Origin of the sequence: Streptomyces sp. NPDC015127 (genome assembly GCF_043080095.1) — a bacterium.
Taxonomy (GTDB): domain Bacteria; phylum Actinomycetota; class Actinomycetes; order Streptomycetales; family Streptomycetaceae; genus Streptomyces.
This window is the reverse complement of sequence record NZ_JBIBVE010000049.1, coordinates 1-13942: the sequence shown is the minus strand read 5'-3', so window position 1 is coordinate 13942 and position 13942 is coordinate 1. Positions and strand designations below refer to the sequence as shown.

Annotated in this window: 12 protein-coding genes and 1 pseudogene; 2 read left to right on the top strand and 11 right to left on the bottom strand. The window is 70.8% G+C overall.

Annotated elements, in window-relative coordinates; genetic code table 11:
- Window positions 1-116: 116 nt before the first annotated feature.
- From ACF08N_RS36885 to ACF08N_RS36870, 4 genes and pseudogenes are all read right to left on the bottom strand, one after another.
- A complete protein-coding gene (locus ACF08N_RS36885; protein ID WP_392329093.1) occupies window positions 117-788 on the bottom strand; it encodes a response regulator in 672 nt (223 codons plus the stop codon).
- Entirely contained in the window at window positions 785-2059 is a 1275-nt protein-coding gene (locus ACF08N_RS36880; protein ID WP_392329095.1) for a sensor histidine kinase, read from the bottom strand. The genes ACF08N_RS36885 and ACF08N_RS36880 overlap by 4 nt, the downstream gene beginning before the upstream one ends.
- A 50-nt stretch (window positions 2060-2109) precedes the next feature.
- Window positions 2110-2772 (bottom strand): ABC transporter permease, encoded by a 663-nt coding sequence (locus tag ACF08N_RS36875; protein WP_392329094.1) that lies wholly within the window; start codon window positions 2770-2772, stop codon window positions 2110-2112.
- Window positions 2773-2881: 109 nt separating this feature from the next.
- A pseudogene (locus tag ACF08N_RS36870) lies at window positions 2882-3835 on the bottom strand (ATP-binding cassette domain-containing protein); the annotation flags it as partial.
- 156 nt (window positions 3836-3991) lie between these two features.
- On the opposite strand from ACF08N_RS36870, the gene ACF08N_RS36865 reads away from it, so the two are divergent.
- Complete coding sequence (locus ACF08N_RS36865; RefSeq protein WP_392329092.1) at window positions 3992-4540, top strand: GNAT family N-acetyltransferase; 549 nt, start codon at window positions 3992-3994, stop codon at window positions 4538-4540.
- Between the two features lie 19 nt (window positions 4541-4559).
- Here ACF08N_RS36865 and ACF08N_RS36860 read toward each other — a convergent pair whose 3' ends face one another.
- From ACF08N_RS36860 to ACF08N_RS36835, 6 genes are all read right to left on the bottom strand, one after another.
- On the bottom strand, window positions 4560-6038 hold the full coding sequence (locus ACF08N_RS36860; RefSeq protein ID WP_392329091.1) for a type VI secretion protein: 1479 nt from the start codon (window positions 6036-6038) through the stop codon (window positions 4560-4562).
- 1 nt (window position 6039) lies between these two features.
- On the bottom strand, window positions 6040-7455 hold the full coding sequence (locus ACF08N_RS36855) for an ATP-binding protein (RefSeq protein ID WP_392329090.1): 1416 nt from the start codon (window positions 7453-7455) through the stop codon (window positions 6040-6042).
- A 12-nt stretch (window positions 7456-7467) separates the two neighbouring features.
- Window positions 7468-9021 carry an SCO6880 family protein gene (locus ACF08N_RS36850; RefSeq protein ID WP_392329089.1) on the bottom strand — a complete coding sequence of 518 codons (1554 nt, stop codon included), beginning with the start codon at window positions 9019-9021 and terminating at the stop codon, window positions 7468-7470.
- Window positions 9018-10319 carry a hypothetical protein gene (locus tag ACF08N_RS36845; RefSeq protein WP_392329088.1) on the bottom strand — a complete coding sequence of 434 codons (1302 nt, stop codon included), beginning with the start codon at window positions 10317-10319 and terminating at the stop codon, window positions 9018-9020. Before ACF08N_RS36845 ends, ACF08N_RS36850 begins: the two co-directional genes overlap by 4 nt.
- Window positions 10309-11142: a hypothetical protein gene (locus tag ACF08N_RS36840; RefSeq protein ID WP_392329087.1), complete on the bottom strand. Its 834-nt coding sequence runs from the start codon at window positions 11140-11142 to the stop codon at window positions 10309-10311. Before ACF08N_RS36840 ends, ACF08N_RS36845 begins: the two co-directional genes overlap by 11 nt.
- Before the next feature lie 146 nt (window positions 11143-11288).
- Window positions 11289-11597: a hypothetical protein gene (locus tag ACF08N_RS36835; protein ID WP_392329086.1), complete on the bottom strand. Its 309-nt coding sequence runs from the start codon at window positions 11595-11597 to the stop codon at window positions 11289-11291.
- Between the two features lie 406 nt (window positions 11598-12003).
- On the opposite strand from ACF08N_RS36835, the gene ACF08N_RS36830 reads away from it, so the two are divergent.
- Window positions 12004-13560: a purple acid phosphatase family protein gene (locus ACF08N_RS36830; protein WP_392329085.1), complete on the top strand. Its 1557-nt coding sequence runs from the start codon at window positions 12004-12006 to the stop codon at window positions 13558-13560.
- A 139-nt stretch (window positions 13561-13699) separates the two neighbouring features.
- Here ACF08N_RS36830 and ACF08N_RS36825 read toward each other — a convergent pair.
- Window positions 13700-13942, bottom strand: a 243-nt coding sequence (locus ACF08N_RS36825; protein WP_392329084.1) for a hypothetical protein, incomplete at its 5' end; no start/stop codon positions are given.

Here is a 13942-nt window from a genome sequence, read left to right as displayed (position 1 = left end):
CAGGGGGGACCCTGTGGGAGAGTAGGACGCCGCCGAACAATCATTGTGGGGAAGCCCCGGAACCTTGTTCCGGGGCTTTTCCGCGTTCCGGGGTCATTCAGACCGGCAGGGCGGGATCAGGACGGGTTCACCAGCCGCGTGTCGTACGCCAGAATCACTGCCTGGACCCTGTCCCGCGCGCCCGTCTTCGCCAGGATGCGGCTCACGTGCGTCTTCACCGTCGACTCCGCGAGGTGGAATCGGCTCGCGATCTCCGTGTTCGTCCATCCCTGGCCCATGACGGTGAGGATCTCCCGCTCCCGTTCCGTCAGCCGGGCGAGCCGTTCGTCCAGGACACGGGTCGCGGTGGTGGGGCCGTCATCCGGGAGGTGCTGGACGTAGGTGTCGAGCAGCCGGCGCGTGAGGCTGGGCGCCACCACCGCGTCGCCGGCCGCCACCGCGCGGATGCCGGAGAGCAGTTCCTCCGGAAGCGCGTCCTTGATGAGGAAACCGCTCGCCCCGGCCCGCAGGCCCTCGTAGGCGTACTCGTCCAGGTCGAACGTCGTCACGATCAGCACGCGCGTGCGGTCACCCGCGGCCGCGATCCTGCGGGTGGCCTCGATGCCGTCGAGACCGGGCATGCGGATGTCCATCAGGACCACGTCCGGGTGCAGTTCGGCCGTCAGCCGCACGGCCTCGCTGCCGTTGCCTGCCTCGCCCACCACCGTCAGGTCGTCCTGGCTCTCCAGGAGCATCCGGAAGCCGAAGCGCTGCATGGGCTGGTCGTCGACGATGAGAACGGTCGTCACGAGGCGGGTTCCTTCGGAAGTCGGAGATGCACGCGCCAGCCCCTGGTGGGCCGGTGCAGGGGACCGGCCTCAAGTGTGCCGTCGTACATGGCCGTTCGCTCGCGCATTCCGGTCAGGCCGCCGCCGGGCTCGGCCGGTGCCGTGCCGCCCCGGCCCGTGTCCGTCGCCTCGACGGTCACCGCGCCGTCGTCGGCGCAGGTCACCACCACGGTGGCCGTGGCGTCGGGGCCGGCGTGCTTGAGCGTGTTCGTCAGGGCCTCCTGCACCACCCGGTAGACGGCGAGTTGCCGTCCGGCCCGGAGCCCGGTGGGGTCGCCGTGGACCGTGAGCGTCACCGGGAGCCCGGCCGCCCTGACGCCGTCGACGAGGCGCTCCAGGCCCGCGAGGTCCGGCTGGGGCGCGAGGTCGGCGGCCGGTGCCGTGTCGTCGCGCAGGACGTCCAGGAGCCGGCGCAGTTCGGTGAGCGCCTGGCGGCTGGTGGTGCCGATGGCCTCCAGCGCCTGCGCCGCGCGCTGCGGGGAGTTCGCGGCCGCGTAGGCGCCGCCGTCCGCGAGGCCGGTGATGACGGACAGGTTGTGGCCGATGATGTCGTGCATCTCCCGTGCGATACGGGTGCGTTCGGCGGCGGCCGCGAGCCGGGCCTGCTGGTCGCGTTCGATCTCCAGCCGTCGGGCCCGCTCGACGAGAGAGGCCGTGTAGTCCTTGCGGCTGCGGACCGCGAGTCCGAGCAGCGCGACGAGGGCGAAGCCGTAGAGGTTGGGAACGAACTGCTGGTCCCAGCTGCCGACCGGATAGCGGGTGGCGCCGATCGCGAGCGGGACGAGGGTGAGCGCGAACGACCAGGCGAGTGTGCGCAGCGGCAGCCGCAGCGCGATGTGGAAGACGGCGATCAGCTGGAGGAACGCGGCCTGGAGATGGGCTCCGGTCCAGGCGTTGACCAGGGCGAACGGCAGCATTGTCAGCAGCACTGCGAGGGGCTGCGACCGGCGGCGGAGCAGGGGGAGGGAGAAGCCGAGGCTCATGGTGACGACCAGAGGGACCGGCACGTCGTCCTCGAACGCGATGTTGCGCCAGCCGCCCGACGCGTCCGTCAGGGCGGCGATCACGTAGAAGGCGGTGAGGTGCAGGTCCCAGCAGAGGGGGTGGCGGCGGTCGAAGGCGCGCAGGCGCTCGCCCAGCCGGTGCATCCTGCGGGTCAGCGGCTGGGCACCCGCCGACCAGTCCTGGTCGGGGGTGCCCGGCTGCCTCGTTCTTGTGGGCCTGTGCGTCACCGCATCATCCTCGTACGTCCGCGGGGGCGGGGGCAGGCCGTTCGCCGGGGTCATACGTCCCGGCGCCTGAGCAGCAGGGCCGCGGCTGCCAGCGTGGCCGCCGCCCACAGGACCATGGCGAGCAGCGCGGCACCGGGGGAAGGGGCGCCGGGGACGGGGTCGGCGGACATCAGGACGGTGACGGCCTTGCCCGGGAAGTACCGGAGGGCATCGTGGACGATGTCGTACGGCAGCATGCCGATCACCTCGGGCAGGATCATGACGCCGCCGATGAAGGCGCCGTTCGCGCCGGGGACGGAGCGGCACAGCGCGCCGAGGCCGAGCGCGATGAGGCCGAGCAGGGTCAGGGCGGCCGAGCTGCCCACCAGGGCGCGGAGCACGCCCGGGTCGCCGAACGACGCCTCCTGGTCGGTGCCCGCGAAGAAGAGCTGGGCCGCGGGGAAGGTGACGAACGCCGTGACCAGGGACACGGCGAAGGCCGCCACGGTGAACACGGCCGCCTTCGACCACAGGACGGGCAGCCGGCGGGGCACGGCGGTCATGGTGGCGCGGACCATGCCGTTCGCGTACTCGCCGGCGGTGACGAGGATGCCGAGGACGCCGAAGGCGACCTGCGCGAACTGGATGCCGATGAGGGTCAGGACGACCGTGTCCATATCGCCGTCGCCGCCGCCGGTCTCGTACGTCGCGCCCATGACGAGCCCGACGCCCAAGGTGAGCAGCGACGCGGACAGCAGGGCGGCCCAGGTGGAGCGTACGGTCCACAGCTTGTGCCATTCGGACCGCAGGACGTGTGCCGTCGTGAGCCGGTAGGTGGGCCCATGCTGCTGCTCCTTCGAGGGGCGCGGAGGCCGGTGCGACGGTGGCCTGGTACTCGACCTCGTCGCGTGTCAGGTCCATGAACGCCTGCTCCAGGGAGGCGGTCAGCGGGGTGAGTTCGTACAGTGGGATGCCGTGGGCGGCGGCGGTGCGGCCGATGTGCTCGCCGTCGGTGCCGCGGACACGGAGTTCGCCGGGGGCGCCGGGGGCGATCTCGACACCGGGGCCCGCGAGGAGTGCGGCGAGGTCCGACGCCTCGGGCGAGACGACCTTGACGCCGTCCGTGCCGGAGCTGCGGACGAACGCCTCGACCGTGGTGTCGGCGAGGAGACGGCCGCGGCCGACGATGACGAGGTGGTCGGCGGTGAGGGCCATCTCGCTCATCAGGTGCGAGGAGACGAGGACGGTGCGGCCCTCGGCGGCGAGCGACTTGAGGAGGGTGCGGATCCACAGCACGCCCTCGGGGTCGAGGCCGTTGACGGGCTCGTCGAGGACGAAGGTCGCCGGGTCGCCGAGGAGGGCGGCGGCGATGCCCAGGCGCTGGCCCATGCCGAGGCTGAAGCCCTTGACCCGGCGGCGGGCGACATCGGCGAGGCCGGCCAGTTCGACGACCTCGTCGACGCGGGAGGCGGGGATGCCGTGGGTGTGGGCGAGGGCGAGCAGGTGGTTGCGGGCGCTGCGGCCCGGGTGGACGGACTTGGCCTCCAGCAGGGCGCCGACCTCGGTGAGCGGGGCGGTGTGGCCCGTGTAGGCGCGGCCGCCGACGGTGGAGGTGCCGCGGGTGGGCGCGTCGAGGCCGAGGAGCATGCGCATGGTGGTGGACTTGCCGGCGCCGTTGGGGCCGAGGAAGCCGGTGACGGTGCCCGGCCTGACGGTGAACGAGAGGTCGTGGACGACGGTCTTGGCGCCGTACCGCTTGGTGAGCCCGACAACGTCGATTCCCTGAGGACTGGTCATGCCGTCGACGCTACGGAGCGGGCCGGCCGGTCACGTCCGACCGCGGGCGGCAGCCTGCGCGGTGCCGTAGTACCGGGGTAGGACGCGGACCCTGACGCGGTCCCGCCCGCCGAAATCGCGTTGCCCGCGAGCGGGGGCCTTGGCCAGGATCGGGTCATGGACTATGTCATCCGGCCCGTACGCGCCGAGGAATGGGCGAAGGCCCGCGAACTGCGGCTCGCCGCCCTGCAGGACCCGCTTGCTTCGATCGCCTTTCTGGAGTCGTACGAGGACGCCGTGGCGCGCCCTGACTCCTTCTGGCAGGAGCGCACGGCGTCGGCGGCGGCCGGCCGTGAGGTGATGCAGTTCATCGGCGAGGCTCCGGACGGGAGCTGGGACGGCACGCTGACGCTGCTGGTGGAGCGGCCGGGCGTCGAGGCGCGGGTCGGGAAGCCGGCGCCGGTGGAACAGACGCATGTGGTGGGGGTGTTCGTCCGGCCCGAGGCGCGGGGCAGCGGGCTCGCGGACGCGCTGTTCCGGGCGGCGCTGGAGTGGTCGTGGGCGCTGGAGGCGCCGCGGGTGGAGCGGGTGCGGCTGATCTTCCACACGGACAACGCGCGGGCCGAGGCGCTCTACCGGCGGGCGGGCTTCGTGCCGAGCGACGATCCGTCGCCCATTCCGGGGGACGAGATGGCGCGGGAGTACGAGGTCAGGCGCGACGCCTGAGCGCGTGACCGCCGGGGCGTCAGGGCAGGGGGGCCGTCCAGCGCGCGCGGGCCTGTTCGGCGGAGCGCAGCAGGACGAGCGTGGGCAGACCCTGGCCCGGGCCCGTGGCGAGGAGCTCCGGGAGCAGCGGCAGCGGCGCCACGGCCGCGACGTCGTCGAGGACCAGGGTCAGTGGTGGGTCGAGCCGACCGTCGGATGACCGTGCGGCCATGCGGCGGCCGTGCTCGACCACGTCTGAGGCGAGTGCCGTGAGCAGTGGCATCGCACCGGGGCGGGTACGCGGATCCTCGATCGGTTCACCCACCACGTAAAGCGTGCCCGCTTCGTTCACGAAAGATTCCAGGGCGAGCGCATCGGTTCGGTTCGGCGTGCACGCCTCCCGGATGTGCACCGAGGACAGGGCGGCGAGGGCGCGAGCGGTCAACTGCTGGGCGATGTCGCGGCGTTCTGGGTACGCGGTGAGCGCGGACTCCAGCAGTCCGGCGAGCCCGGCCGCGGCCTTGGGGTGCGTACGGAGGATGCGTACGGGCTCGTGGGCACCGGTGCCCTGTGCCCAGCGGTGGACCTGGCGGAACGGTCGGCCGTCCACGGCAGCGGCGTGCAGCCAGCAGCGCAGGAGCGTTTCCGCCGTGTCGGCCATGGCGGCGTCGATCAGGGCCCGGGGGCGTACGGGCGCGAGGAGGGCGGCGGCGCGGGCGGCAGCCGTCCGTTCGTCCTCACAGCCCGCGGTGGGCGACCAGTGGAGCCGGGCGGGGGTGTCGCACAGGTGCCCGGGATCGTAGACGAGGACGGGGCCGAGCTTGGCGCGGGCGTCCTTCGTCTCGGCCCACACGGAGGCGTCGGAGGTGACGACGAGAGCGGGGCCCTCGGCGTCGAGGAGCGCCTGGACGGTGGAGGGCCGGCGGGTGGCGGGATCGCCGTACAGCACGCGGGAGCGGGTGCTGCGCGGGCCGGGGACGGTGGGCAGCGGCGCGGTCGGCGGTGTCCGTGGGGCGGAGGCGGCTTCCGGGGCGGTCGGCTCGGGGGCAGCCGGGGCGGGCGCCGTTTCCACGGTCGGGGCGGGCGGCTCCGCGGCCGTGTGCGGCCCGGCGGAGAGGCGTACGCCCGCGTGCTTCTCGGCGCGTGCCCTCGCGCGGACCGCGCGCCAGCGCGCGACCGTGCCCAGCGTGAACACGGTCAGCACGACGAGCACCATCAGTTCGCCGATGGCCAGGCCCCAGAACAGTCCGTAGCCGGAGAGTTCGGCGGGCGGGGTCCCCGGCCAGGCGGCGGGCAGGTCGTGCGGGGCCGAGGCCAGCGACCGCATCGCCGGCGGCGTGTTGGTGAACGTCACCCCGTCCGGCCAGGCGCCGTGCGCGAACAGACCCGCCAGCCCGGTCGCCGTCCACACCAGGATCGTCAGCCCGAGCAGGAAGCCGAGCAGCCCGACCAACAGCCCGTCGGGGATGCCGCCTTCGCGCTCCCCGTCCCGGCCCCTCCCCTGGCGCCCCTGCTCCATCTCACGCCACCGTCGACTCTGAGGACTCGTCGATCCGTTGTTGCCGCTCGATCAGCGCCGCCCGCTGCTCCGCCTCCCACTCCGCGGCCTGGACGTGCTCCGGCAGCGCGGGCCCGGAGGACTCCGTCATCGCCCGGTCGGTGAAGACGAGCGGCCGCTCGGCCTCGGTCACCAGGTGTTTGACCACCTGGACGTTGCCGTTGACGTCCCAGACGGCGATGCCGGGGGTGAGCGTCGGGATGATCTCGACCGCCCAGCGCGGCAGGCCCAGTACGCGCCCGGTGGCCCGGGCCTCGTCGGCCTTCTGGGCGTAGATGGTCCGTGTCGACGCCATTTTCAGGATCGCGGCCGCCTCCCGTGCCGCGGCGCCGTCCACCACGTCGGACAGATGGTGCACGACGGCGACGAACGACAGACCGAGCCGGCGCCCGAACTTGAGCAGCCGCTGGAAGAGCTGCGCGACGAACGGGCTGTTGATGATGTGCCACGCCTCCTCCACCAGGAAGATGCGCTTCTTGCGGTCGGGCCGGATCCAGGTGTGCTCCAGCCACACACCGACGATCGCCATCAGGATCGGCATCGCGATCGAGTTGCGGTCGATGTGGGACAGGTCGAACACGATGAGCGGCGCGTCGAGGTCGATGCCGACGGTGGTGGGGCCGTCGAACATGCCGCGCAGGTCGCCGTCGACGAGCCGGTCGAGGACGAGGGCGACGTCCAGTCCCCAGGCCCGTACATCGTCTATGTCGACGTTCATCGCCTCGGCGGACTCCGCCTCGGGGTGGCGCAACTGCTCGACGATGTCGGTGAGGACGGGCTGCCGGTCGGTGATGGTCTCGTTGACGTACGCGTGCGCCACCTTGAGCGCGAAGCCGCTGCGCTCGTCGAGGCCGTGGCCCATCGCGACCTCGATGATGGTCCGCAGCAGGGCGAGCTGGCCGGTGCTGGTGATCGCCGGGTCGAGCGGGTTGAGGCGGATGCCGCCGTCGAGCGCCGTCATCGGGTCGAGCCGGATGGGAGTTATTCCCAGCTCCTGCGCGATCAGGTTCCACTCGCCGACGCCGTCCTCGCCCTGCGCGTCGAGGACGACGACCTGCCGGTCGCGGAAGCGCAACTGCCGCAGGACGTACGTCTTCTCCAGCGCCGACTTGCCGTTGCCGGACTCGCCGAGGACCAGCCAGTGGGGGGCGGGGAGCTGCTGCCCGTAGAGCTGGAAGGGGTCGTAGATGTAGCCCTTGCCGCTGTAGACCTCGCGGCCGATGATCACGCCCGAGTCGCCCAGGCCGGGTGCGGCCGTCGGCAGGTAGACGGCCTGCGCCTGCCCGGTCGACGTGCGGACGGGCAGGCGGGTCGTCTCCACCTTCCCGAACAGGAAGGAGGTGAAGGCATCCGTGAGGACGGACAGCGGATCGCGCATGGCTGGGGGCCCCTATCGGCGGATGCCGGTCGCGAACGGAAGGGTGTTCACAAAGGCCCTGTGGTGCTCGCGGTCGCACCACTCCAGCTTCAGATACGACTTGCCGGCAGAGGCCCTGATCGTGCGCTTGTCCCGGGCCAGGGCCTCGGGCGAACGCGACGACACAGTGATGTACCCGACGAGGTTGACCCCCGCCGCACCGCTCGCGAGATCTTCACCCCGCTGGTCGAGCCGTCCGTGCGCGGCGATGTCGCGCGGGTCGACGGTCCGGTTCATCTTGGCGGCCCGGCTGGCGTCCGCCTCGTCGTTCGTCTTCTCGGTGAGCATGCGCTCGATGGCGACCTCGGTGGGCTCCAGGTCCATCGTCACCGCGACCGTACGGATCACGTCGGGGGTGTGGACGAGCAGCGGCGCGAGGAAGTTGACGCCGACCGGGGTCATCGGCCACTCCTTCACCCACGCGGTGGAGTGGCACCAGGGGGCGCGGGTGGAGGACTCGCGGGTCTTGGCCTGGAGGTAGGTGGGCTCTACGGCGTCGAGTTCGGCGGGCCAGGCGTTTCGTTTTGTCATCGCCTGGATGTGGTCGATGGGGTGGTCCGGGTCGTACATGGAGTGCACGAGGGACGCGAGGCGCGACTGTCCGAGGGGCTGGCGTACGCGGATGTCCGCCTCGGCGAGCCGTGCGCAGATGTCGGTGAGCTCACGGGCCATGACGACGGCGAGGCCGGCGTCCTTGTCGAGCCGTCTGGCGCCGGTGGCGTGCTTGGCGGCGCGGGCCATGGCGTGGGCCTCGGCGGCCAGTTCGCGCGAGTAGTGCATGCAGGCGACGAGGTAGGCGCGGTGCTGCTCGCTGGAGGTGGAGACCATGGACTGCAGCTGGTCGTACGACTCCCGGAGCCAGGCGGGCGCCTTCTGGTCGCCGCGCTGGGCGACGTCCTTGGCGTGTGCGTCGGGGTCGGCGGGCAGGGTGCGGGCCAGCATCTGGAGGCGCGTCACGAAGCCGTCGCCGTTGGCGACATGCTTGAGCAGCGTGCCGAACCGGTCGACCAGCGCCTCCTGGTCCTCGCTGTCGCGCAGGCCCACGCCGGGGCCCTCGATCTCGATGGCGGCGGTGACGGTGCGCCGGTCGGCGTGCAGCAGGACGGCGATCTCGTCAGGGCCGAAGGGCGCGGCGAGCCAGTTGATCCGCCCGATGCCCGGCGGCGGACCGACCTCGATCTCCCGCCCGTCGATGCGGGTGCCGGCCTCGACGGCACCGGAACGGTAGGTGGTGCCCTGGCGCAGGGTGCGCTTGTAGGAACGGTTGATTTCGAACCATTTGTAGAAGGTGCGGTGCTTGTAGGGCACGTACACAGCAGCGAGCGCGAGCAGCGGGAAGCCCATCAGCAGCACGATCCGCAGGGACAGGACGGGGACCAGCAGTCCGCTCATCATGCCGAGGAACGCGCCGGCGATGATCAACGCGATCTCGCCGGTCTCGCGGTTCTTGCCGACGATCGCGTTCGGCCGGGCGCGGCCGATGAGGTACGTGCGGCGGGGCGCGATGGGTGGGGACTGGGTCGTCAACGCCGGCCACCTCCTGTGCTGTTGCGGTTGCTGTGCGGGGTGCCACTGGTCGGGGTGCTGCTACGGGGAGCGGGCGCGGCTCCTCCTTGAGCGGTACGGCTGCCGTGGGCGGCGACGCCGCCGCTGACCGGGTTCGCGGGGCGGGGCGTGCTGCCGCCGGAGTCGCCGCCGGTGTTCTGGTTGCCGCGGGTGCTGTGGGTCTTGATGCCCTGGGAGACGAGGGCGGCGGGCGAGCTGATGACGGCGGCGGCCTTGCCCTCGGCGGCGTTCTGGATGCGGTTGTTGCGGGAGTTGGCGATCTCGTCTCCGAAGCCGGGGACGAAGCGGTAGATCATGGCGGAGGCGAAGATCGCGAGCAGGATGATGGAGAGCCCGGAGACGACGGCGGAGAAGGAGTCGGGCCCCTCACCGGCGGAGAGCGCGCCGGCGAGGCCGAGCACGATGACGATGACGGGCTTGACCAGGATGATCGCGATCATGATCCCGGCCCAGCGGCGGACGTGCCCCCACATGTTCTTGTCGACGAGCCCGGCGTAGACGACGACGCCCAGGAGGGCGCCGACGTAGAGGAGCACGGCGCGGATGAACAGCTCGAGGTAGAGGATGCCGGCGGCGAGGACGGTCACGAGGGCGACGATGATCAGCATGATCGGCCCGCCGCTGATGCTGTCGCCCTTCTGCAGGGCCTGCTTGAAGCTCCCGAAGAACATGTCGGTCTGCTGACTGGTCCCGGAGGCGACGACCTCGGTGACGGCGTCCGTGGCCGAGACGACGGTGTAGAGGATCAGCGGCGTGAAGGCGGAGGCGAGGACGGTCAGCCACAGGAACCCGACGGCCTCGGAGATCGCGGTGGTCAGCGGCACACCCCGGATGGCGCGCTTGGCGACGGCGAGCAGCCACAGGACGAGCGTGAGGATGGTGGCGGCGGCGAAGACGATGGCGTAGCGGGCGAGGAAGGCGGGGTTGGTGAAGTCGACCTCGGCGGTCTCCTTGACGGCGCCGGAGAGAAAGTCGAGCACGGCGACGGCGGCGTCGGCGCAGCCGCGGGCGAGGGAGGTGAGGGGGTCGAGGGCGTCCGTCGGATCGTTCCCGACGGACGACCGGCCGGCGCCGCCGGGGGATTCGCCGTCTTCGCAGTAGTCGCGGGCGGGGCCGACGATGAGGTCGCACTGGTCCTTGTCCGAGTACGGCGGTGGCGTCGGAGCGGCGACGGCGTGCGCCGACACAAGGACCGCTGCTGTCTGCAGCGACACGAGCAGAGAGGCGACCGTAACCGCGCGGCGGGGATTACCGGGCATAGGTGAACCCTCCGTACTGCTCTACAGCCTTGGCAATCTCATCGGCGTTGGATGCCGTACGGTCCGCGTTAACGGGAGCCGGGCCGTCCTTCTGGGAGAAACTCTCGACTTTCCAGTCCCCGTCGGCCCATCGCAGGGCCAGGGTCATCGTGAACCAGTCGTTGGTCACCGGGTTGGTCGAGCTCACACCCGCAGTACCGAACACCCCTGTGCACCACACCTCCACCGTGGCGGAGGCTGGCGTGTACTCCGTGACCTTGGTGCCGACAGGCGCCGTACGGGACACATATGTCATCCCCGCTGGAGCATTGCCTTCGGCATCAAGGCCGATCTTGCCGAGGAAGTCCTGGTTGTAGGCCTGGTCGAGCTTGGCCTCGAGTTCGGCGACCTTGTCGGCTACGAAGATCTGACGCACGATCTCGCGACGCCGTTCCGGCTTCAGGATGTCCGACGAAACCAGCGCCACCGCGTAATTCGCCGCCGCGCTCTGCGCCCCCTGCTCGTCCTGCGCGTACCCCGTCGGGATGCCGCCCGCGTTTCCCTCCACCGGGCGTACGCCCGTCGCCGCCGTAGGGGTGCTGGCGGGGGACTTGCCCGTGTCGCCCGATGCGTCGTCGGACCCGCCGCCCTGGTTGGCGAAGGCGATCGCCGCGATCAGCAGCACCACCACGCCCACCACCCCGATCAGCGAGCGCGAGGTGCGCACCGGGCGGCGGGTGGCGCCGTATGCGTCCTCGGGGGTGCCCGGGAGGCGGGTGCGGGTCTGCCCCGAGCCGCCGAAGCCGTCGTTCGTGCGGTCGCCGTGCTCGTCGCCGAGGCTCATCAGGCGCAGGCCCCCTCAACCGGTCGTGGACGTGCTGCATGGCCCGCAAAGGCGGGGTGGTGACGTGTCTTCAGGTACTTCGGGTACATCGGGGAGACGCAACCTCGGGGGTGGGGCCGGGCGAGCCCGGAGGGGCGGGCGGGCGGCTAGACGGCCATCCCGTACACGATGGTGAACAGGGTCCCCAGAGAGCCGATGATGAAGACGCCGGTGAGGCCGGCGACGATCAGGCCCTTGCCCTGTTCGGCGCTGAACGTGTCGCGCAGGGCCGTCGCGCCGATGCGCTGCTTCGCCGCGCCCCAGATCGCGATGCCGAGGCAGATGAGGATGGCCACGGCCATCACGACCTCGATCATCACCCGCGCTTCGTTCCCCAGGCTTCCGAACGGCCCCCAGTTCGGGGCGATACCGCCGATGATGGTGGTGATGTCGCCCTTTTCGGCTGCCAGGATCATGTAACTCACCGCCCCTGTTGGGTTGTTCGCCGCCCACGCCCCTTGGCACGGGTCAGGTTCTATCTTCCCTGATGAAACCGCCCCCGTAAGCCGACTTCGAGGGTCTCTTTACCCGATCTCCGCACGTTTGACCGAACCGGTCGCCTTGACCTGCGGCGGCATGGCGGGATCCGGTCGTCGTGCACAGATCGTCACTCTGTGTATCACGCAGAGTGACTCCGGGCAATGACTGTCGTTGTGCCACCTTTGGGGTGATCTGAGCTGTCGACCGCTCGTGGTCGGGCGCTCGGCCGGGCGGGGCCCGGAGGTGTCTCGCTCGCACGATCGAAATCACGCCGATGCCCATCACGAATCAGCCAGCCGTCATTGGTTGCTTGTTCAACTGGCGTCACTAGGGTCCGCCCTCATGGGCCACTCACACGCACACCGTCCGTACGTCTCCCGCCGGGACTTCCTGCGTCGCAGCGCGATCGTCGGTGCGGCGGGGGCGACCGCCGCGAGCGGCGCGTGGTTCTGGCAGCAGCCCGCGTACGGCACCGAAACCCCCGTCTCGCAGGTCCATGTGAACTTCGGCAGTGATGCGGCGCGCGAGATGACGGTCAGTTGGATGACTCCCGGACCGGTGCGTAGCCCGTTCGTACAGCTGGGCGGCGACCGGGTCGCCGCCCAGACCGTGCAGTACCCCGGCTATCCCGGCTATTTCCACCACGCCCGGCTCACCCGACTGGTCCCGGGCACCTCGTACGGCTACCGCATCGGACACGCGGACAAGACGGTCACCCCGGCGTACGGCTTCACGACGGGACCCCGGGGCCGGGAGAAGTTCACGTTCACGGCGTTCGGCGACCAGGGGACCGACCTGGCGACCACGGCCCAGCAGCCGATCCAGCCGAGCATGAACACCAAGCTGGCGCAGTCCTTCAATCCGGCGTTCCACGTCATCGTCGGCGACCTTGCCTACGCCAACGGCGACCAGAAGCTGTGGGACGAGTGGTTCGACATGATCTCGCCCATGGCCACGTCCACACCGTGGATGCCCTGCATCGGCAACCACGAGATCGAGAGCCAGCTCGATGTGCTGGGGACGGGGGACAGCTGGGGTGAGTGGGGTTACGACCCGTACCTGACGCGCTTCGCCCTGCCCGGCAACGGCTACCCGGAGCTGGAGAACTGCTTCTACTCGTTCCGCTACGGCAGTGTCGTCTTCATCAGCATCGACAACAACGACGTCAACACCGAGATCAAGCACAACATCGGCTACACGGGCGGGCGTCAGCGGCTGTGGGTCGAGAAGGCACTCGCCGCCGCGCACGCGGACAAGGGCGTCGACTTCATCGTGGTCCTGATGCACCAGGCGGCGTTCAGCTCCTCCTCGCGGCACGGGGCGGACGACGGCGTACGCGAGACCTGGCTCCAGCTGTTCGCCCGCTACTCGGTGGACCTGGTGCTCCAGGGGCACGACCACAACTACGAGCGCAGCCATGTGCTCGCCGGCGACCAGGTCGTCGCCGACGTGCCCAACAAGCTGGACCTCGGCACGGCGTACATCCTGTGCGGCAACGGCGGCGCCGTGCAGGACTCCTTCGACCCGGTGCAGCCGGCCTGGTCCGCCTTCCGCCAAGCGCTCAAGATCGGCACGCTGAAGGTCGAGGTGGACCCGCTCACCTCGAACGGAATGAGCCGACTCACCCTCGGTGAGTACTGGGCCCTGGACGGCTCGCCCATCGAGGAGGGCATCGTCCTGGAGAAGAACGCGAAGTCGGCGCCGCGGCAGGCCGATACCGCCTCCGGCACCACGCAGAGCGCCGACCAAGGCGCCGCCGCCCCGGCGATCACGCTCCCCGCCGCGGACGCCCCCGCGGGGACCACGCTGATCGGCGTGGAGGCGGCGGGGACGACCGGCCTCGCCATGCACGTGCGGTCCCGCGAGGAGGCTCTGGACGAGCGTGCCTCGCTGATGTGACGGGGCCGGCCGTCCCGGCGCGTGGCTGTGGCGTGTGATTGCTGCCATGGCGGGATTCGGTCCTTTGTTCGTTGCTCGTGGGAATGGGTGCGTGGCAGCATTCGTGGGTGACTGACAACGGGGATGGGACAGCGAAGCCTCAACGCGCTTCGCGACTTTCCGAGTTGGCCGATTCATCGGGGCCGACCACATCGTTTGAGCCGTCAACGATTCCACCGGTAACTCCAGCGATGCCAGTGGCCGCTGAGCCGGTGGATGAGTTGGTGGTGGCGCGTCGGGGGTTTGCGCGTTTGCTGGGGGAGTTTCGGCGGTCGGCGGTGTTGGTGCCGTTCGATGCGCGGGGGAGTTTGTGGACGGCGGATTTCAACGGGGTGCGGTGGAT